The organism is Nostoc sp. CALU 546, assembly GCF_048836525.1.
Genome location: NZ_JAWJTF010000009.1, coordinates 66,513 through 85,749, shown reverse-complemented (window position 1 = coordinate 85,749; position 19,237 = coordinate 66,513). Strand labels below are relative to the sequence as shown.

Below are 19,237 nucleotides of genomic sequence, written 5' to 3'. Positions count from 1 at the left end.
ACAGCCCTGACTGTCTAAGCAGTATATTTGCGTTTATCCCTTAACGATTATGGTAAGTTTCCAGCTTTCAACTTCGTTATTGTATACCAGTAAGATAGGTAGGGGCTGACAGTGCGATCGCATCTGGGTTAATACAGTGTAGTGAAATCATTTATACATCTCAAGCTCAAAAAAGGAAATCAACCAGATGAAATTTGGTATTGACATCGGACATAATTGCCCTCCTCACGATACAGGAGCAACAGGTATCAAACAAGAAGATGCTTTAACTAAAGCAGTTGGGACATTACTGATTCAAAAACTCAAAGCAGCAGGTCATACCGTTGTTGATTGCACTCCTACAAGCGCTAGTAGTGTAAATGATTCTCTTAGAAAGCGAGTCAATAAAGCAAATAATAATAACGTTAACGTCTTTGTATCAATTCACTTTAATAAATTCAACACTAAAGTCAATGGTGCAGAAATTTTCGCCACTAGCAATACATCAAAAGGTATTGCTCAATCAGTTTTAAAAGAGATTCTTAAGCTTGGATTTAATGATAGAAAAGTTAAAAATGCAGGTTTTTTTGTTCTGAAGAATACACAAATGCCAGCTATTTTAATTGAATGTTGCTTTTGTGATGCCAAAGTAGATATGGATCGCTTTGATGCTGAAAAAATGGCAGAGGCAATTAAAGATGGATTAATTGGTGACTCAGATGATGATGAACTCAAATCTGATAAAAAATACGTTTTGGAAATCACAACAAAAACTGTTTTAAAACCTTCTACAGAACAAGCATCAGAACTGCCAAAAGATTCTGTATTTGATATTGAGCCAGGTAGTTACCCAGTTTTAGATGTCCGTTTTGAGGAAAACCATTATTGGGTTAAGTGGCCTGATAAAAGTAAAGGAAACAGAGATGAACATTTTGTTTTTGCCGGATATAGTAAAGTTATAGAAAAAGATTAACTAATTACATCTAAGCTCGACTTTTTCCATTTTTTGACAACGCTCAAGCTGATACTGAAACCTTTGTGGGGCAATAGTTTTACTTTTTATATTTCACCGATAATCTGTGACGTGGAAAAAGTATTTGCCAAAAAAACAGGGTTTTGCCGGATAAAGAAAATTGAGTTCTTAATTTTGGATAAAGTCGAGTTTAGAGGTTGTTTAAAAAGTGTTTCACTGTGAATTTAGGCACTTTTAGATTCCCCATGACCACCCTTAAAAAGTGTGTAGCCGTAATCAAAGTACCCCTTTTTAAGGGGAATTTATGGGGATCTAAAACGTTTTGCTACCGACCAGAGGACTTTTCAAATATCCTCATAAATCATTTATTGACACCTAGAATATATCCCTGACATCTTAGAGAAGTCGGGGATTTACAAATACTTTTTAAGGGAACAAAGCTATGTCATTACTAGATGATTTAATCAAAACCTATTTTATTAAAGATTTAGCAACAGTATTTACACAAGTTGGGATTGAAAGTGCCAAAGTTACCGATATCAATCGGCAAATTCTCAAAGAAGTTACTCTGGCTCAATGGTTACTAGAGTCTTCTAGAGGTCAAAGTGATCTTGCTGTCAACGCTAACAATTTTGCCGGATTAAAATGGCGAGATCCTGACATGAAAGGTTTTGCCGAACCGTTAAAAATCAAAGTTCCTTCTGAGCTAGAAGAAGTGGAATTTTGTAAGTTTCAAGATATTGATGCCTTTATTGTTGGTTATTGGAAGTTTTTAACCCGCACTCCCTATAAAGGTTTAGAAGATTACACCAATACACCAGAAAATTTCCTTGGTTTTCTCAAGGGTAAAGGCTATTCATCTGATCCTAACTATGTTAATAAAGTTGTAAATCTGCTTCCAGAGGCGCAGAATTTATTGGCTAATGCAGGTGTGGTTGTTATTGCCCCGGTAGAAAAACTACAGCTAATTCGTGCCCCTCAAGAAGTGGAAGTAGGACAAAGTTTCCGGGTTGAAGGTATAGCTCGTTTAGCTGACAGGGGCAAAATTTTATCGGTGATGATCGATAACAGATTTCCAGCTCCAAGTGTAGTAATTAGTCAGGATGGCAAATGGCAATTTGATTTAGTCTTTAAACAAGAAGGCGATCGCACCATGATAATTGCTGTTGAGGATCAAACTCTAGAGATTAAAATTAAAGCTATCGTTCCTTTCGATCACAAGGACGATGAGAACACTCAACAACCTACAGCATCCAGTTTACCAGGAGCGAAGGTAATTAAACTCGGTGGTAGTGTAGGAATTGGCGGAGTCAATAAAGATGATGATGTTAAGGCTATTAAAGCGCGATTGTATGAGCTAGGCTATAAATGGGTAGGTGATCCTAACAGTGCAGACAGAGACAGAGGACTATTTGACGCGATCAAATTATTTCAATCAATTATTGCTGGTCGCAGTACTCTTAAAGGTGATGGCCGAGTTGATGTTGGTGGCATAACTCATCGATGGTTGCAAGCAGCTAACGCACCACGGTGGGAGTTGATGCCAAAAAGCGACCCTAGTAATGGTTTCGTAAACGGTGAACTGGAAGACACCCAAGATAACCACGATTTTGGAACACACTGGTTAGCTGATGTGGTCAAAGAAATTGCCCAAGACTATCAAAATAGTTATCGCAATACTCATCCCAAAGCTGCTTTCTTTGCAATTAACGATGTTAGTCTGCCTCATGGAGGCGATACTCCCGACCATCAAGGGCATGAAACTGGCATGATGTGCGATGTTTACTTACCCAAAAATAATGGGGCTTTTGGTGGCATTTTTTGGTCGAGTTCTGAATATGATCAAGATGCTACGCGAGCTATTCTCAAGTCTATTCGTAAGCAAAAGTTGGTAAAGGCGGGGGCAGTTTTCTTCAACGATAAAAAGCTAATTCAAGAGGGGCTTTGTACCCAGATGATTGGTCACGATCATCATATTCACTTTGAAATTAACCCACCAGTCAGAAGCTAATAGAGAGTCCGGTGTTTGGTGCGTGGAAGAGTTGCTGACAGAAGAACTTTTACAATTTCTGCCCTGCATAAATTGATCGCACTTCTCCATTACGCCGGATGACAGCTTCGCCATTACTAACATCTACTAATGTCCAACCACTTGAGCCGATACTTTCACCCATATTGATGCGGCGAGTCACGCCATCGATTTTAAACAAAGCGGCGGATTTATTGCCCAACTCTAGCAATCCTTCTAAGGTATTAGTGGGAGCCTGTGCGATCGCAGTTGGCGGATATACTTGTTCCTGGGTAATAGTTGGTTCTGACTCTGGGGCGAGGGCTGCACGCAATGGAACTACTGGTAATGCAGGCAAAGGCTTGGGTGTTTGCCGCACAGTAATGGGTGCAGTTTTCCCAGCCACAGGTTTAAGTTCGGCTCGTACAGCAGCAGCTAACATATTAACGCTTACAGGCTTGCTAGCTTGTCGCACTGTATTCAGGGCATTTTTCACCACATTAGGCTGAGAAGCCTGTAACGCACTGGCAACTTGTGGTAAAAGTTTAGGAGTCCCAGGAATCGCTGGTAGGGCGTAGCGCATTGGCGACGGCGCTTGATAAACGGGAACGTAGATGCGCTCAACAACGTTTCCAGAACGGTTAGGGGCTGGTGGTGTATTGTTAGCTAGAAGTGGAATTGCTGGTAGATTACCAGATGCTTGCCCGTTACCAAGGGCTATTTGGTTAGTATTTGCCTGAGTGGAGAATCCCGGACTGACAGATTTTTGATTGCTTTTGGCTTCTTGCTTATCTATAACTGCCAGCGCTCCCAGCATGTAGTCAACTAACTCTGCCTCAATTTCTGTTTTGACGGGCAACTGCGATTGCGGTTGCTGCACTAAAAGCGCGGACTCAGGCAATTTGCTGTTTAAAAGATATACGACTCCAGACTGTACCAGGTAGATCATACTAGCGATCGCCACGCCTAAAGTTGTTCCGACAATCAGCAGTTTGCCCAAAGCAGGACTAGTTTTCTGACGCTTTCTACTAACTGATTTAATAGTGCCGCTGTCAAACACAACAGTACTCAAGTGCTTATGATTATCTTGAGCAACTGACTGTGTTGGCTGGTTCAGTGTGTTGGCTATAATCTGCGGTATCGTAACTGTTTGCTGAGGCACGTATTCTGTAGACGATTGGGAAGAAACCCTAGCAAAAGACTGGCTCGATTTATTCTGCTTAGTGTGCCTAACAGTTTGAGAGGGCAGATTATCACTAACATCCAGAATGTAGTCGATATCGGCAAAGAGTTCATCCATTAAGCCATCAGCATAGTTTTCTATCGACCAAGGCTCGTTGGCGATTAAGTCTTCTGATGGTTCCGGTACTATGAGACGGGTGCTGGCTTCTTTTAACATAGACGTTCTGGGTTGTTGCTAGGACGGGGAAACGCCGCCCCTACTGCCTGGAAATTATGATTATTAATGAAACATCCAATTCTCGTCCTATTGAGACGAGTTGATCGAGTGTTGGTATTAAAGTCAACTTTCATCTGGGGATTCTTGATGATGGCAGTACTAATGTTTATGTCATCTATCATACCAATCCCCCCGCTTACTACTATACTCAGTCTTTATGAGCTTGGTGTTAGGCTAAAGCTGGAAACTCTGACTGGCTCTTGCTTCTACGCAATTCTAGATATAATAATAAGGCATTAATATCCGCTGGGTTTACACCACCTATACGTGCAGCTTGACCAAGAGTGAGTGGTTTTACGTGAGTCAGTTTTTCCCGTGCCTCTTTAGAAAGAGTATCAATTGTTGTGTAATCCAAATCCGCAGGTAACTGGCGGTGCGCTTGGCGGGCAATTTGGTCAATTTGATTTTGTTGCCTAGCGAGATAACCAGAATACTTGATGTCAATTTCTGCACCTTCTTTCTCGGCGCGGTTGAGGTTGGGGTTTCCCAATCCGAACCTGTCGAGGTCAACGTAATGGAATCCCGGACGGCGCAGCAAGTCATTGAGGGTAATGGAACCTTTAATTAATTGTTGGGTATTAGATGCGATCGCTATTCCAATTTCATCATGTTCTTTAACTCGTATAGTTTGCAATCTTTGTTTTTCTGTGGTGATATTACCCTGTTTTTGAGTAAATATATCCCAACGGCGATCGTCAATTAAACCAATTTCCCTTCCCAAGGGTGTCAAACGTTGGTCGGCATTGTCAGAACGCAATATTAAGCGATACTCAGACCTACTGGTAAGCATCCGGTAAGGTTCCCGTAGGTCTTTGGTACACAGGTCATCAAGTAGCGTCCCAATGTAACTTTGCTCGCGGGCAAAGACAATCATCTCTTGAGAGCGAACAAACCGAGCTGCGTTAATTCCTGCTACCAGCCCTTGGGCTGCGGCTTCTTCGTAACCTGTGGTGCCGTTAATCTGCCCAGCACAAAACAGTCCAGCAATCTTCTTAGTCATCAGTGTGGGGTAACACTGAGTTGCTGGTAAATAGTCATATTCCACAGCATACGCCGGACGCAGCATCACACATTTTTCCAAACCGGGGAGAGTCCGCAACATTTGTAGTTGCAAATTTTCTGGTAATCCTGTGGAAAACCCTTGGATATAAAGTTCGGGTATATCCCGTCCTTCTGGTTCAATAAAGATTTGATGGCTTTCCTTATCAGCAAAGCGGACAATTTTATCTTCAATACTGGGACAATAGCGCGGCCCTTTAGCTTCCACCCAACCGCCATAAACTGGCGACAGGTGTAAATTATCCTGAATTAGGCGATGGGTTTCGGCGGTTGTGCGGGTGATGTAGCAAGGCATTTGTTCCCGTTCTACCCACGCCTCTGGGTCAAAACTGAACCAGCGCACATCTTCATCCCCTGGCTGGATGAGCATTTTACTATAATCCACCGATCGCTTGTCTACCCGTGCTGGGGTTCCAGTTTTGAGTCTTCCGGTTTCAAATCCGAGGCGATTTAGGGTTTGTGTCAATCCTTCAGCCGCAAATTCTCCAGCCCGTCCGGCTGGCATTGATTTGTTCCCAACCCAAATTTTGCCTCCTAGGAAGGTGCCAGTTGTCAAGATAACTGCTTTACATTGGAACCCTACACCAAAATAAGTTTCAACGCCGATGACTTCACCATTAGCGCCCAGCACCAAGTCTGTTGCCATACTTTCGCGGATTGTCAAGTTTTCTTGGTTCTCAACAATATTTTTCATCACCGCTGCATATTCGCGCTTGTCCGTCTGGGCGCGTAATGCCCAAACAGCAGGCCCTCGTGAAGAGTTGAGGATACGTTTTTGCAGGTAGGTGCGGTCTGCTACTTTACCAATTTCTCCGCCAAGTGCATCTACCTCATGAGTCAACTGAGATTTGGCCGGGCCACCCACTGCTGGATTACAAGGTTGCCAAGCAATTTTATCCAAGTTGAGCGTCAATAGCAGGGTACGACAACCGAGGCGTGCAGAGGCGAGAGCCGCTTCGCAACCGGAGTGACCTGCACCGACGACTATGACATCAAAAGCGTCTTGAAATTCAACGGAATTGTGCATGGTCATACTTACAGGATCGGCAAGCTTAGAGTTCTTTTCAATTTTAACTGTTCCAGTGATTTCATGGATGTATCTTTCTAATAAAAAAGTTATCAAATTTACTAGTACTCACTCAAAGACAAGTTTCTATTTTTAAACTTGAGTATTAAGTAAAAAAGATTATATTTTTTAAATTTTATGGCAATTTTCCGGGTTGCTGCTTAAAGCTATTGTTCACATGGTTAGCAATCAAAAGAAAATAATTGATTATTAGTATGCATGAAATATTTTGTATAAGTTGTACATAATTTTAAGCAAGTATTAGTGATTTATTTATATTTCTATTCTTTATTATCTAACTCAGTAATAGTAAATATTTTCAACAAATTAATTAATTTTACTTAAATCAACTAAGCAATTATTTAAAAATGAAACTCACCTTCAAAAAGAAAAAATCACTTAATAGAATTGTTAGAAAGATAAGTTTCATTAGTATAGTTATCTTGATAATTTTTATATTAGTAGCTAGCAATGAGATTACCCATCACAAAGTTGCTATAACTGCCCAACCATTAAACGGATGCTTGAGCAATGATTCATTAACTTGTACAGATACCTCTAAAGAGACAATATCAGAACCATTTATTCCCAACCCAAAATTAAATCATCAACAGCGTTTTTTATCTGCGATCGCTAGAAATTTAACCACAATTCCCCAGCCTGGTACTTATGAATATATTTTGTTACGAGCTTATGGTGCAGTCTTTGTAAATCAAGATATCGGGATGAAACTGCCACCAAAACATATCTTTGCCAATGAACAAGAAACCCAAGATTTTCAAGCTACTTTAACAATGGGTCATGTCGATGGCACTAGAGACTGTTACTTACAAAAGTCGGCGGCTGAGGCTTTAAATAAAGCGCGATCGCTACAAAGAATTCCGCTAAAATCTGGTTATGGTTCTGGTGATTGTACTCGCACTTTCAACACGAACTTAAGATTTTGGTATAAATATGCCAACAATCAAGTTTTGGCAAAAGTGAAAGCGGGAAAAGAAACAAAAATTCTCGGTTTAGTTGCACCTCCTGGAACTTCACAACATCTCTGGGGATTAGCAATTGATTTACGCGTAGGTAGTAAAGAACAAAGAAAAGCTCTTAATCAAAATGGTTGGTTTCAAACTGTAGAAAATGATATTCCACATTGGACTTATGTAGGTTTATCTGAAGAGAATTTACCTATGTTTGGTTTTAACAAACAAGTTGTCCGTGGGATTACTTATTGGATTACGCCATTATAATTTTTAGATAACATGAAAAATTGAGAATACTAACCTAGAATATATATTTTCAGAGATTTAGCTATGCAAAATAAAGCTGCTAACTAGGAGCAAAACTTCCTGATTAATTTACATCTTGAAAGTATCCTATTTAACAACCTGTCCCCTTACCCATTCCCTAATTGCTTCTCGGAAAACTCGTCTTCCTGCCATGCGATATCTTTCAATTAGTAAAGGAATCTCGTGGATGTTCAGGTTAGGAAACACTAGACTTATCTCTCTTTGAAGATATTCTTCACCTTGTAACTGATAAATTTTGATTTCCCCAGAATCATAACACCAGATTTCAGGCACACCTAACCGTGCATAAATAGGAAAGCGATCTAAAGATTTACTAGTAATATCAATCTCTAAAGCCAAATCGGGAGGAGGATCTTGATTTAAATTAAACTTGAGCTTACCTCGAATTAGTGCTTCATTTTGGAAATAAAAACAATTATCGGCTTCTATTCCTGCCTTTTTTAGCTCTCGTTTCCAGGTACTAGAGCCATAACACTCATAATCTAGTTCTAAAACTTCAGCCGTATCTTTGATGATGTCACCAATTATTTCTTTGTAATATTCATGTTCTGGTAATGGTGTCATAATCTCTAATGTGCCATCATCATAAGCTACCTTAGCTGCACGGGTTTCACCTAAATCGAGTAATAAATTTTCAAATTGTTGCCAACTGATATTGTAGAGAACTACTCGATCAGCGCGATTTTCAGTTAGCAGCATAACTCCTCGCAGAATCAGTAAGTAATAAACAGTATTCAGTAACCAGTAAAAATCGGATATCAAGCCTCAAACTTACAACTGACAGCTAAACAAAATAGACATTTATCCTAATCTATTTTATCAATAATGATTGATGAATATTTTTAAACTCTCACCACCTTTCCACATGTTCTTCCATGAGGATATTGAGGTAAAATTTGGTGAAAAAGAGTGTAAAGACGTAGTATTGCTAATACTTCTTTACAAGGCTTCTGGATAATGCATATTTAATTTCTGGAGATGTCTACATTCAAAACCACACCCTTGATTTTCTATACTCCCCTCTCCATTTTGGAGAGGGGCTGGGGGTGAGATTACGCCGGATAAATCCGCAATCTTCTATTTGGTTCTTCGCCAAAACTATGCGACTTGAGGCGATAATGTTCTACCAACTCATGTTGCATTTTGCGGACTTGGGGAGAACGCGGTAATAACTCGACTGGCTGTCCTTTCGGAATCACAATTTGCTCAACAGCAAGTCTAGCTTCTTCTAAAGCATCCATCTCATCATCGCTACCGTTATGCAAAAATAGTTGCAGTTCTCGGTCATCGGCCATTTCTGGGTCATCGATGTTCAATAAGCGCCGCAAACCACGGGTGATTTGGGGAATGGTGCTGGACTTAATCATGTGGATGGGTACATGACGCGCTTTAGCCATTTGGCGTAATTTGGCGTGGTTTTTGACGTGCGATCGCAGTGCTAAAATTGCATCAGCACTATCTATATCTTTTGTCAATACCACGGGCAAAGTTAGCACACTAATTACCTGTTCCAGTTGGTGGCGGCTAACGCCATAAGGGTAAACGTGCAATGGCAAATCTTCACCATTGGGCCCTGGCACTCTTGTAGCAGCATCCAAATCAATGCTTTCAGAATAATTGAAGGATTCATCCAGCAAACGGTCAAACTCACTGCGTCCAGTTACCCGCTCTACAGGCAATTGCGGCAGTGCTACCATTTGTCCAGATGAACGCCAGCCATTAGACGCCCGCGCCGGTGGGAAAGAATCCTCCACTGTCCCTAGCTGTCCACCGCGACCGTTAACAACAGCTAACTGCCTTGTGACCGCGACTTTGCCGTGGTCATCAACGGTTCTCGTTTGTGGGCTAGGCTGACGCCCCCGCAATAGATTATCTACGGTGTCAGCAACACTTTCGTGTACTGTCCAGCGTTGGCGTTCCAACATTTCCACAGCAATTTCAAAGGTAGGAGGGGCTTTCCGCTCCAAAACAGTCTTTTGACTGCCCCGGCGTCTGGCTTCGTCGTCTCCCAGTGTCACAGCTTGGATACCCCCAACTAAATCAGCCAAGGTGGGGTTTTTAATCAGATTTTCGATCTGATTCCCGTGGGCAGTACCTACCAACTGTACACCCCGTTCCGCAATGGTACGAGCCGCTAAAGCTTCCAGTTCTGTGCCAATTTCATCAATGACGATAACTTCTGGCATGTGGTTCTCCACTGCCTCAATCATCACCTGATGCTGTTGATCTGGATGAGCCACTTGCATCCGCCGAGCGCGACCAATAGCGGGGTGAGCAACATCACCATCCCCAGCAATTTCGTTGGAGGTGTCAATAATTACCACTCGCTTATGCAGATCATCTGCTAAAACACGGGCAATTTCCCGTAAGGCGGTAGTTTTGCCTACGCCTGGACGCCCCAGCATGAGAATCGATTTACCTGTTTCTACCAAATCGCGGATCATGCCAATGGTTCCGAATACCGCCCGACCAACGCGACAGGTCAAGCCAATAATCTTACCCGTGCGATTGCGGATGGCACTGATCCGATGCAAAGTTTGCTCAATTCCTGCCCGATTATCTCCGCCAAAGATTCCGACTCGTTGAATGCAATCATCTATCTGTTCTTGAGTAACAGGTACTTCGCTCAGATACTCAGCTTGATTGGGAAAGCGAGCCTCTGGGCGACGACCCAAATCCAAGACCACTTCTACTAAAATATCTCGTTTGGGATGACTCTCTAGTACTTGTCGCAGGTCTTGGGGCAAAATGTCTAATAACTTTTGGAGATCGTCTGTAATCGTCATGCTTTCTATGCGAGAGATAGCGAGGACATTTGCGTGCAGGAGAACCCGCCCTGGGCATTTTCCGAACGAGCGATTAAAGCTCCTGCTGTGACTTGATCTGGGAAACGAGAGAATGGGCAAGTTCTACAGCTTGCCAAAGTAATATGTCATCTTCTTCTAGGCGAACAGTCGCCTTCACATTAGTGTTACTTACCTCCTTATTCTCTAACTGTTCGAGAATTGGTGACAGCAGTACGCGGGCGTAGCTACCGTAGGCGACCCCAGAAATTTTGGATTTTGGATTTTGGATTTTAGATTGGGGATTGGTGTCTTCTAATCCAAAATCTAAAATCGGCAATCTCAAATCGCTGAGTAGTCCCATTGCCTTTAACTTAGCAACGGTATAGCTATTTGTGCCGCCTGCTAACTGCACATATCCCGGTAACTTTGCTGCCAAAACTTTTTGCCCTAATTTCACCGCGGCTATTGTAGTGCCATCGCCAATATCACCACTCATAGGACGACCGTCGGTCTGCCAAATTAAAGCACCCTTTAGTGGGGCAATCAGGTCATACAGCGCTCTCAGGTAGTCAGTCATCCCCTCGCCATCGGGACAGCTGATGGCTAGTAACTTTAGTTGATCGGCCCACGGTGAAATTGCTTGCCATAATTGCTCAAATTCTGCCAACCGCCCAACTTTTGTATGGATTTCTACGGCATCTACTCCCGTTGACATTACCAACGGCGCGATCGCTGCCGGCGTTGACACATACAATGATGTATAGATCATATCGTATGGACAAATTGGTATGCAACGACCGCAGCCATAGCACTTTTCGGATACTACTCCCGAAAAGTCTTCTTTTCTACTGTTAAACACAATTGCTTGTGCAGGGCAAATCCGTTCACAGGGTCTAGGGCAGTCTGTAGGACATTCACTAGGATTAAATTCTGCTTTCCGAAAATGGGGGTCTTCTCCATCGTTCAGGCTAACCATCAAAAAGGGTGAGTTGCCTCTTTTGCCAAAGCCTCGCTTTTGGGCATCCATAGCCAGAGATTTGGCTACTTGTAGCCCTGCTTGCGCTGCTGCAATCACCGCTGGATCAGCTGCAACATCTATGCAGTCAGCGCCCGCCAAAGTATAGGCTAACGTTAAATTTCTGACTGCCGGCAAATGCTGGAAGCTGGCTCCGCAGATCAGCTTGAACCAGTCACCTTGTTTGAGAGATTGTAAAGGGGCGAACAGATCAGTCACACTTCTATTATGCGTTTATGCGACTAAAAATAGTAGTCTGTGATCAAGAAAAAGTCCGGATTTCCTGATTCAGGGATTGGGGAAATCGGAACCCCCTTTGGGGCATTGGGAATTGGGCGAATGACACTCAGTTAAGATATAGCCCATGTCCTAGCTGGTTCCCAGCCTGGAGGCAATACAAAACTTTGGGCTTATCTTAGTGCCATTCGGGCATGGGGCATTTGGAATTAGTTATTTCTCCCTCACTCCCCTCTTTAAAATATCCATAGGTTCTTAAAACCTGATATAAATATAATACTACGGTTAGTTTATCGGAGAATAGCTCTTAAATAACATGGTGTCTTTGTACACAAGCTTATCTAGCTCCACCAGTAATAATACTAAGCATTTTTTTGCCCGTAGGTCATTTTTACCAGAGCATCAAAACGGACTTTGGAAGATTGAAACGGGTTTTGTCCGAACTTTTACCTATCTGGAAGATGGTACGACTGTCGCTCTGGGCTTGTGGGGTCCTGGAGATGTCGTTGGCAGAACTTTGTCAAAAATAGAACCTTATCAGATGGAATGCCTAACTAAAGTGGAGGCAACAGTCTTACCTTTAGAAGAGTGGACTGAACTAACAGAAACTCTACTTGCCCATATTCAACAGGCTCAAGAATTGATGATCATTCGTAGCCATAAAAAAGTGGATACTATGCTCATCAAATTGTTGACATGGTTATCCAAAAAGTTTGGTTCGGAAGTTGAGAAGGGACGTTTAATAGATATGCGTCTGACTCATGAAGACTTGGCAGAAATGCTCGGTTCAACTCGTGTTACCATCACTCGTGTTCTTGGTCAGTTTGAGCAAGAGGGCTTGATTAATCGTCTCTCCCTGCATCGAATTGTGTTGCGAGAAGAAGAAATTTGGTACTACGAAATTTAGATTATTTCAGCATTCTGAATTCTTACCTTAGCGATCGCTATAAACGCTAGACAAATCTAGCCAAATCGGTAGCCCCAGTTTTTCTAAATAACTCAGGCTAGAGTATAGTTGCTTTGTTCTCCCCCACAAATCTAAGTCAAACCAGCCGTCATTTTCGGTATCGGGTTGAAGTATAGCACTGGTAATATTAACTATTAGTCCATAACGAGAAACTAACTCGGTCAATAGTTCTGCCTACGGTGAGCTGCGCCTACGCAATTTTTTGGTTTGGCAGAGAATCTTGTTGATACCGTACCCGTAAATAGACGATGCTGTAGGGGTTTAGAATGCTAAACCCCTAGGAAAGATTTGGGTTTTCACCTGACACATATTTGGTATTTCTTGTCAATGCGTAAGTCCTAGCCTTTACCAATCAGTTGCTTTAGTGTCATCCCAGACTTCCAATTCTAAATCATGGAGATAGGTTAACCCGCTCTCAATTTGTGCGTCTGTTCCTTGTAGTTCAAGGTCAAACCAACCATCACCGACAGCATTGGCTCCCAAAATTGCTGCCGTGATATTCACAGTCAGCCCATAGTCAGACACCAGGCGAGAAATAACTGGTTCCTGGTGATAATCCTTAGGAATTCTTAGTCGAATCCGTTTATTGGTAAGTGTATTGTCAGTAGCCATATCTGAGTTATTCTCATCCCTGATCGGGATTGGTACAGAACTACCCTTAACCCTAATGGTAATTTCCTAATAGGTACTAGGTAGATTGCACCTTATCCCATGATTTGCTTGTATCCTATTCAAAGGATAACTATAATCGCTTGATTTTTCTATTCAACATCTTTAATGCGGGTTTTCCGTTCCAGAATCTCTTTCAGCACTAGGGTTACTACTGCTAGCAACGCTAACAGTACAGCCGCAGAGAAAGCAGCTTCAGTTTCATATTGTTTGTAAGCATCTTCTACAAACAATGGTAAGCTTTGGGTTTGGTCAGCAATGTTGCCAGATACCACTGAAACTGCTCCGAATTCACCCATTGCTCTGGCATTGGTCAAAATTAAACCGTAGAGTAAACCCCAGCGGATACTAGGCAGGGTGACGCGCCAAAATATCTGCCAATCTTTCGCACCTAAAGTTCTAGCAGCTTCTTCTTGATCCTTGCCAAATTCTTCTAAAACAGGAATTACTTCCCGCGCCACAAAGGGCATACTCACAAAAGCTGTAGCCAACACCATACCTGGAAATGCAAAGATAATCTTGATATCAAGTGCCTGGAGCCAAGGGCCAAACCACCCATTGCGTCCATAAAGAAGCACAATCATCAATCCTGCAACTACAGGCGAAATCGAAAAGGGCAAGTCAATAATGCTCAATACTATGGCGCGTCCAGGAAATTTGTGACGAGCGATCGCCCAAGCTGCACATAGCCCAAACACAGTATTCAAGGGCAGAGAAATCACAGCCAACAATAGCGTTAGCCAAGCTGCATGGAGAAAAGCAGGTCGCGTTAGGTTGGATAGAAATGGCCCAACTCCTTTGCTGAAGGCCTGGAAAAAAACGTTGATTGCAGGGATGTATTGAACTAGGGCTAAATAGGCGATCGCTATCCCAATTAAAACTAGTGGAACCCAACTCTTCTGTTCTTGCGGCTTGGCTGTATTTGTATCAGATGTAGATGAGTGAAAACTTGGCTTATCTAGTGTCATATCGCCTTGCCCATGCTTGTAAGAAATTAATTGCCAATAGCAGTACCAACGAAATTGATAGTAAAACTATGCCAATTACTGTTGCACCAGAATAGTCATACTGCTCTAAGCGTTGGAAAATCAGTACAGGTGCGATCAAGTCTTGATAGGGCGTATTGGAAGAGATAATCACAGTTGACCCATACTCCCCAACTGCACGAGAGAAACCCAAAGCAACACCAGTCAAAATCGTCGGAAATAAAGGTGGCAAAATCACTTTCCAAAAGGTCTGCCATTGAGAAGCACCCAGACACCAAGCAGCTTCTTCAATTTCCTGTTCCATTTCTTGAAGTACGGGTTGCACAGTTCTCACAATAAAAGGTAGTGAGATAAATATCATTGCCACCGCTACTCCGGTGCGGGTAAAAGCTACTTTAATTCCCAGTGGTGCTAGTAGCGAACCTATCCAGCCATTATCACTGTAAACTGTTGCTAAGGTTAGCCCTGCTACCGAAGTTGGTAGTGCAAATGGTAAATCCACTGTGGCGTCAATCAAACGCTTTAAGGGAAAGTCGTAGCGAACCAGAACCCAGGCAATTAGAGTTCCAAAAATGCCATTCAGGAAAGCCGCAAATAGGGCTGTAACAAAAGTTACGTTATATGTCGCTAATGCGATATCACTGGTTGCGATCGCCCAAAATCTAGATGGAGGTTCTGTACCTGCTTTCAGGAACATGGCAATTATGGGGATAAACAACATCACCGTCAGGTATCCAATGGTGATTCGCCAAGTCCAAGGAACTCGCCCGAATTTCTTCCAAAACGGTGTTTTGCGTTCAATTTCCACAGCAGGAGATACAGTCGTCACGTCGCTTCGCTCCGAATTCAAAATTCAAAATTCAAAATTCACAATACTCATAAATAAATTTACTTGCTCTGTATTATGAGTCTGTTTCGGTCAGTATTCGTAATTGTTAATTTGTAATTCCTATAGGACTTACACACTCTCTACGAATTACATAGCTTGCTTCTCGCCATTCGCGTAGCGTCTCCTAAAGAGAGCCATTAAGAATTACAAATTACGAATTACGAATTATTTAGTTACCGTTTATTTTTGGGCTTGAATCTTGTCAAACACGCCCCCATCTGCGAAGAACTTGTTATCAATTGCTTCCCAACCGCCCAAGTCTGCAACAGTACCCAAAGTTTTCACCTTGGGAAATTTATCAGTGACTTCTTTAGTTTGAGCTAAAGTCTCATCTACCGGTCGGAATCCCAATTTGACAAACTCTTGCTGTGCTTCTGGAGTGTAGAGGAATTTGACAAATCCTTCGGCAACTTCGCGGTTGCCATGCTTATCAACGTTTGTATCTACCACAGCGATCGGATTGTCAATGGAAATATTCACATCGGGAACTACATACTCAACTTTTTCGCCCTTTTGCTGTGCCAAAATAACTTCGTTTTCGTAGTTGATTAAGACATCTCCCTGTCCTTGCTTGGCGAATGTATCTGTAGCTTCCCGCGCATCTTTAGGCAAGATTGGCACATTTTTGTAAACTTTAGTCACAAATTCAGTAGCTTTAGCCTCATCGCCACCTGTTTTAATCACAGAATCCCATAGTGCTAAGAAATTCCACTTAGCAACGCCTGATGTTTTGGGATTAGCAGTAATCAATTTCACACCATCTTTGGCTAAATCTGGCCAGTTCTTGATGCCTTTAGGATTGCCTGAACGAGTCACTAATGCTGCAACTGATTTGGAGACAATGCCATTGTTGGGAACTTCTTTCTCCCATCCTGGCTGAATTAATCCAGCTTTCTCAATCTTTGAAGTGTCTCCAGCTAGTGCTAAGTGGACAACATCTGCTTCCAAACCATCGATAACGGCGCGAGTTTGAGAACCAGAACCACCATAGCTTTGTTTGAAGGTGACAGTTTGGTTATGATCTTTCTTCCACTGTTCTACAAACTTAGGAATAATAGCTTCGTGAGCGGCTTTGGTAACTGCAAAAGAAACTAGGGTTATTTCAACATTTTGCTTACTTGCAGCCACAGGACTAGCAGCAGGGGCTTCTGTAGAAGAATTATTCCCAGTTTCACCAGAGCAGGCGGCAAGTGCCACACTCAATAAGGTTCCTACCAAAAAGAGTGATACAAAGCCTTTGAGCGAATTTAGTCTGAACCGATACGTTAAGTGTTCAGCGATCGCTTCTAATCTTTTCAGTTGGCGTTGCCACAAACTCATTCCATTTCCTCCACTAAATCTACAAATAATCGATGGGAATACAGTTATATACTGTTTATAATACTGGATGATTTCATGTATCCAGTCGCAAATATCAAAAAACCTCAGATTCTTTATCAAGAATATGGTGATTCTACCAGTTATGTGAGGAATTACAAATGCTTTTATTTTCAACTATCAAGTTGTCATCACAATCAGCTACTTAGTGTATCAAGCAACTTGCTAGGTAATGGCTAGTTTTTGAGGATAGTTTGTTTGTTGTAGCGTAGGTGTAGCCCGTCGTAGAAATCAGCTTCGCTCAACGCAGTGCTACAAAATCAAGTAATGTCTTTAGTGCAAGGATGATTACTGTAGTGAGAAATATACGCCGTAACCAAATGTTGCTGAGTCTGAGAGCAACTCGCGATCCGACGATTCCACCAACAAACATAGTAATACTCAGAATAATACCTAACTTGTAATCAACTATTCCCTGTGTAAAGAAAATAATGGTGGCAATCAGTGAAGAAAAAATGTTGATAAATTTTGTATTTGCGATCGCTTGCACAAATGTCATCCGAAATAGACTCACATAAGCTGCTGTGAGCATGGTGACATAGCCACCACTAAAGAAACCACCATAAACACCAAGCACAAAAGTAGCCACATATCCACCAATTTCTGCTATTTGCGATGGTTTCCCTATTCTTGAAACAATTCCAGCATTCCGATTAGTGATTGAAAATACGGCAACCACAATCATCAAAACTGAGATAATCAGAGGCATCGATTTTGAAGGTACAACTAAAACAAATAATGCACCGATAATTGAGCCTAAAAGTGTTAGAGAAATCATGATTGGCAAGCGACTGCGATCAATTGCTTTTTTGCCAATAAAAGGCAATGTACCACCAACACTCATAAAAGTTAATGCCAACATATTAGTGGCAAGAGCAATGCGCGGTTCAATACTCAATTGCAACATTACAGGGACGGTAATTAAAGAAGTACTTCCTGTAATGACACTTATTACACTTGTTATAAAGAAAACTGTAATGAGGAAGAATAATTCAGGAGTAGTCATTATAAATTATATTTTTATGTTGTTAGCAATATATCTTTGCAGTGATGATTACATTAGACAAAAAACATCTAAAGCTCTTGTTTTTAAAAGAGCTACAGCATTTTTAAATTATATTAGTATAGATAATATTCAGTGTAAAGGTATAAATTTTATACCAATAAAAACGGTATTTTATATATAAATTGGTAACAACTAAGTTGGGGAAACTTGTATAAGTCAAGACAGTTCAGATAAGACCAAAATACTTGTAGAGACGGCGATTTATCGCGTCTAAAAAACCCATAATTTTGTACAAGTAGCGCTTAAATGAACCGTATTGTTGTATAATTTGGTAAATTACAACAGTGAACCATGTCTGTTGTAGAGAAAATTGTTTATGGGTATCAACTGAAGGTAAAATCCTTCATCATTTCATCTATTTAAAGACATCACAGACACGATTTTCTCCGCTTCATCTACCGTGATTTTCGCTAGCCCAAATTGTTCAATTACCGCTGCATTCGTCGTCAAATGCCTACTCACTTCAGCCACTCGATACTGACTTTCCTCTGATGCTAAAGCAGCTGGTAATAGTAACTGATCTGCTAAATGTTCATCTACTGCTGCGCCGGTGTGATGAAACTCAAGCAGCTGATGACAAGCAATCTCTGCAACTGTCTCCGCCGACAACCGTAATCGCCCAAATCCACCAAAGCCAGTCAAGCTGTTCTGATATTCAGCAGTTAGGAAAATACCCGCCCCAGGTGCTACACCTCTTTCTCGCAAAGTCTGTACAGCAACTTTCAAATTGGCTTCCCGTAACAAATTTTCGGCACGATTTGCCATCCGTTGGGGAATATGGGAAGGCAATTCTGTCACCACTGCTAGTCCCCGCACCTGTTGTAACTTTCCCCGTTCCAACAAGTTGATCCCACCGAGTTTACCACCACCATCTACCTGTAACTGTACCTCACCCCCACCTTGGGGATACCAACCCCAAGCGCCTAACTTGACTTGGGCTTCTACTCCCATGCGTTGCAGTATGGGCAGATAAACTTGCTCTATGTACGTCACTGTCGGGCTAAAGTTAACGTGAGTTCCACCCTTTAGTGTTACCTGGGAATTACCAGATGCTAGTGCTAAAGGTAAAAGAATTGTTTGTAAAACTAGAGCGATCGCACCCGCAGAACCACCTTGTTGTGCTTTACTAACATCAAAGGTATAAATTCCAGCTTGCACAGCACTACCTGGGATGAATTCTAGTAGCATTGAACCCAAAGCATCACCCCGTAGTTGGGCATTACAAATTCTACCCGCAGCCCGAACGGCTGTTAAGTGTTGTGCTGCTAATCCTGGCTTTTTGCGTCCAGCGCGAATGCCTGTAATTCGTATGGGTTCGCCGGTAATGGCGGCTAGACTTAAGGAAGTGCGGAGAACTTGTCCGCCTCCCTCTCCGTAGGAACCGTCAATTTCAATCATGG

General features: G+C 42.1%; 17 protein-coding genes. 4 read left to right on the top strand and 13 right to left on the bottom strand.

The features are described 5' to 3' along the window. Window positions 1-187 precede the first annotated feature (187 nt). Both RRG12_RS06970 and RRG12_RS06965 read left to right on the top strand, forming a co-directional pair. The gene (locus RRG12_RS06970; protein WP_420758792.1) at window positions 188-952 is read left to right on the top strand and encodes an N-acetylmuramoyl-L-alanine amidase; all 765 of its coding nucleotides are present in this window, start codon (window positions 188-190) and stop codon (window positions 950-952) included. A 442-nt stretch (window positions 953-1,394) separates the two neighbouring features. Beyond that, window positions 1,395-2,963, top strand: a complete 1,569-nt coding sequence (locus RRG12_RS06965) for a glucosaminidase domain-containing protein (RefSeq protein WP_420758791.1) — start codon at window positions 1,395-1,397, stop codon at window positions 2,961-2,963. 49 nt (window positions 2,964-3,012) lie between these two features. Here RRG12_RS06965 and RRG12_RS06960 read toward each other — a convergent pair whose 3' ends face one another. From RRG12_RS06960 to mnmG, 3 genes are read right to left on the bottom strand one after another with little or no spacing between them, the layout of a single operon-like run. Continuing rightward, complete coding sequence (locus RRG12_RS06960; protein WP_420758790.1) at window positions 3,013-4,359, bottom strand: hypothetical protein; 1,347 nt, start codon at window positions 4,357-4,359, stop codon at window positions 3,013-3,015. Next, complete coding sequence (locus RRG12_RS06955) at window positions 4,353-4,541, bottom strand: hypothetical protein (RefSeq protein ID WP_141699765.1); 189 nt, start codon at window positions 4,539-4,541, stop codon at window positions 4,353-4,355. Before RRG12_RS06955 ends, RRG12_RS06960 begins: the two co-directional genes overlap by 7 nt. A gap of 47 nt (window positions 4,542-4,588) precedes the next feature. Further along, complete coding sequence (gene mnmG, locus RRG12_RS06950; RefSeq protein WP_420758830.1) at window positions 4,589-6,511, bottom strand: tRNA uridine-5-carboxymethylaminomethyl(34) synthesis enzyme MnmG; 1,923 nt, start codon at window positions 6,509-6,511, stop codon at window positions 4,589-4,591. 401 nt (window positions 6,512-6,912) lie between these two features. Here mnmG and RRG12_RS06945 point away from each other — a divergent pair, with 401 nt between their 5' ends. Continuing rightward, window positions 6,913-7,785 carry a D-alanyl-D-alanine carboxypeptidase family protein gene (locus RRG12_RS06945; protein ID WP_420758789.1) on the top strand — a complete coding sequence of 291 codons (873 nt, stop codon included), beginning with the start codon at window positions 6,913-6,915 and terminating at the stop codon, window positions 7,783-7,785. Window positions 7,786-7,911: 126 nt separating this feature from the next. On the opposite strand, the gene RRG12_RS06940 is transcribed toward RRG12_RS06945, so the two are convergent. The 3 genes from RRG12_RS06940 to ldpA all read right to left on the bottom strand — a co-directional run bounded on the left by RRG12_RS06940 (window position 7,912) and on the right by ldpA (window position 11,865). Next, entirely contained in the window at window positions 7,912-8,544 is a 633-nt protein-coding gene (locus tag RRG12_RS06940; RefSeq protein WP_069071613.1) for a Uma2 family endonuclease, read from the bottom strand. Window positions 8,545-8,897: 353 nt separating this feature from the next. Then, window positions 8,898-10,631, bottom strand: a complete 1,734-nt coding sequence (locus RRG12_RS06935) for a R3H domain-containing nucleic acid-binding protein (RefSeq protein WP_420758788.1) — start codon at window positions 10,629-10,631, stop codon at window positions 8,898-8,900. Window positions 10,632-10,704: 73 nt separating this feature from the next. Then, window positions 10,705-11,865, bottom strand: coding sequence for a circadian clock protein LdpA (ldpA, locus tag RRG12_RS06930; protein WP_420758787.1), 1,161 nt, complete (start codon window positions 11,863-11,865; stop codon window positions 10,705-10,707). A gap of 334 nt (window positions 11,866-12,199) precedes the next feature. Here ldpA and RRG12_RS06925 point away from each other — a divergent pair, with 334 nt between their 5' ends. Beyond that, on the top strand, window positions 12,200-12,790 hold the full coding sequence (locus tag RRG12_RS06925) for a Crp/Fnr family transcriptional regulator (protein WP_420758786.1): 591 nt from the start codon (window positions 12,200-12,202) through the stop codon (window positions 12,788-12,790). A 27-nt stretch (window positions 12,791-12,817) separates the two neighbouring features. Here RRG12_RS06925 and RRG12_RS06920 read toward each other — a convergent pair whose 3' ends face one another. The 7 genes from RRG12_RS06920 to rtcA form a co-directional block, all read right to left on the bottom strand. After that, a complete protein-coding gene (locus RRG12_RS06920) occupies window positions 12,818-13,015 on the bottom strand; it encodes an NIL domain-containing protein (RefSeq protein WP_420758785.1) in 198 nt (65 codons plus the stop codon). A 180-nt stretch (window positions 13,016-13,195) separates the two neighbouring features. Further along, entirely contained in the window at window positions 13,196-13,462 is a 267-nt protein-coding gene (locus RRG12_RS06915; protein WP_069071619.1) for an NIL domain-containing protein, read from the bottom strand. Between the two features lie 149 nt (window positions 13,463-13,611). After that, entirely contained in the window at window positions 13,612-14,487 is an 876-nt protein-coding gene (gene cysW, locus RRG12_RS06910; protein ID WP_420758784.1) for a sulfate ABC transporter permease subunit CysW, read from the bottom strand. Continuing rightward, the gene (cysT, locus tag RRG12_RS06905) at window positions 14,474-15,334 is read right to left on the bottom strand and encodes a sulfate ABC transporter permease subunit CysT (RefSeq protein ID WP_069071621.1); all 861 of its coding nucleotides are present in this window, start codon (window positions 15,332-15,334) and stop codon (window positions 14,474-14,476) included. The genes cysW and cysT overlap by 14 nt, the downstream gene beginning before the upstream one ends. Window positions 15,335-15,574: 240 nt before the next feature. After that, window positions 15,575-16,714 (bottom strand): sulfate ABC transporter substrate-binding protein, encoded by a 1,140-nt coding sequence (locus RRG12_RS06900; protein WP_069071622.1) that lies wholly within the window; start codon window positions 16,712-16,714, stop codon window positions 15,575-15,577. 298 nt (window positions 16,715-17,012) lie between these two features. Next, on the bottom strand, window positions 17,013-17,777 hold the full coding sequence (locus tag RRG12_RS06895) for a sulfite exporter TauE/SafE family protein (protein ID WP_420758783.1): 765 nt from the start codon (window positions 17,775-17,777) through the stop codon (window positions 17,013-17,015). Window positions 17,778-18,188: 411 nt separating this feature from the next. Beyond that, window positions 18,189-19,235 (bottom strand): RNA 3'-terminal phosphate cyclase, encoded by a 1,047-nt coding sequence (gene rtcA / locus RRG12_RS06890; RefSeq protein ID WP_420758782.1) that lies wholly within the window; start codon window positions 19,233-19,235, stop codon window positions 18,189-18,191. Window positions 19,236-19,237 lie beyond the last annotated feature (2 nt).

Coding starts and splice junctions, on each gene's coding strand:
- RRG12_RS06970 (WP_420758792.1), top strand. CDS start 188: ATGAAATTTGGTATTGACATCGGACATAATTGCCCTCCTCACGATACA.
- RRG12_RS06965 (WP_420758791.1), top strand. CDS start 1,395: ATGTCATTACTAGATGATTTAATCAAAACCTATTTTATTAAAGATTTA.
- RRG12_RS06960 (WP_420758790.1), bottom strand. CDS start 4,359: ATGTTAAAAGAAGCCAGCACCCGTCTCATAGTACCGGAACCATCAGAA.
- RRG12_RS06955 (WP_141699765.1), bottom strand. CDS start 4,541: ATGATAGATGACATAAACATTAGTACTGCCATCATCAAGAATCCCCAG.
- mnmG (WP_420758830.1), bottom strand. CDS start 6,511: ATGACCATGCACAATTCCGTTGAATTTCAAGACGCTTTTGATGTCATA.
- RRG12_RS06945 (WP_420758789.1), top strand. CDS start 6,913: ATGAAACTCACCTTCAAAAAGAAAAAATCACTTAATAGAATTGTTAGA.
- RRG12_RS06940 (WP_069071613.1), bottom strand. CDS start 8,544: ATGCTGCTAACTGAAAATCGCGCTGATCGAGTAGTTCTCTACAATATC.
- RRG12_RS06935 (WP_420758788.1), bottom strand. CDS start 10,631: ATGACGATTACAGACGATCTCCAAAAGTTATTAGACATTTTGCCCCAA.
- RRG12_RS06925 (WP_420758786.1), top strand. CDS start 12,200: ATGGTGTCTTTGTACACAAGCTTATCTAGCTCCACCAGTAATAATACT.
- RRG12_RS06915 (WP_069071619.1), bottom strand. CDS start 13,462: ATGGCTACTGACAATACACTTACCAATAAACGGATTCGACTAAGAATT.
- cysW (WP_420758784.1), bottom strand. CDS start 14,487: ATGACACTAGATAAGCCAAGTTTTCACTCATCTACATCTGATACAAAT.
- RRG12_RS06900 (WP_069071622.1), bottom strand. CDS start 16,714: ATGAGTTTGTGGCAACGCCAACTGAAAAGATTAGAAGCGATCGCTGAA.
- RRG12_RS06895 (WP_420758783.1), bottom strand. CDS start 17,777: ATGACTACTCCTGAATTATTCTTCCTCATTACAGTTTTCTTTATAACA.
- rtcA (WP_420758782.1), bottom strand. CDS start 19,235: ATGATTGAAATTGACGGTTCCTACGGAGAGGGAGGCGGACAAGTTCTC.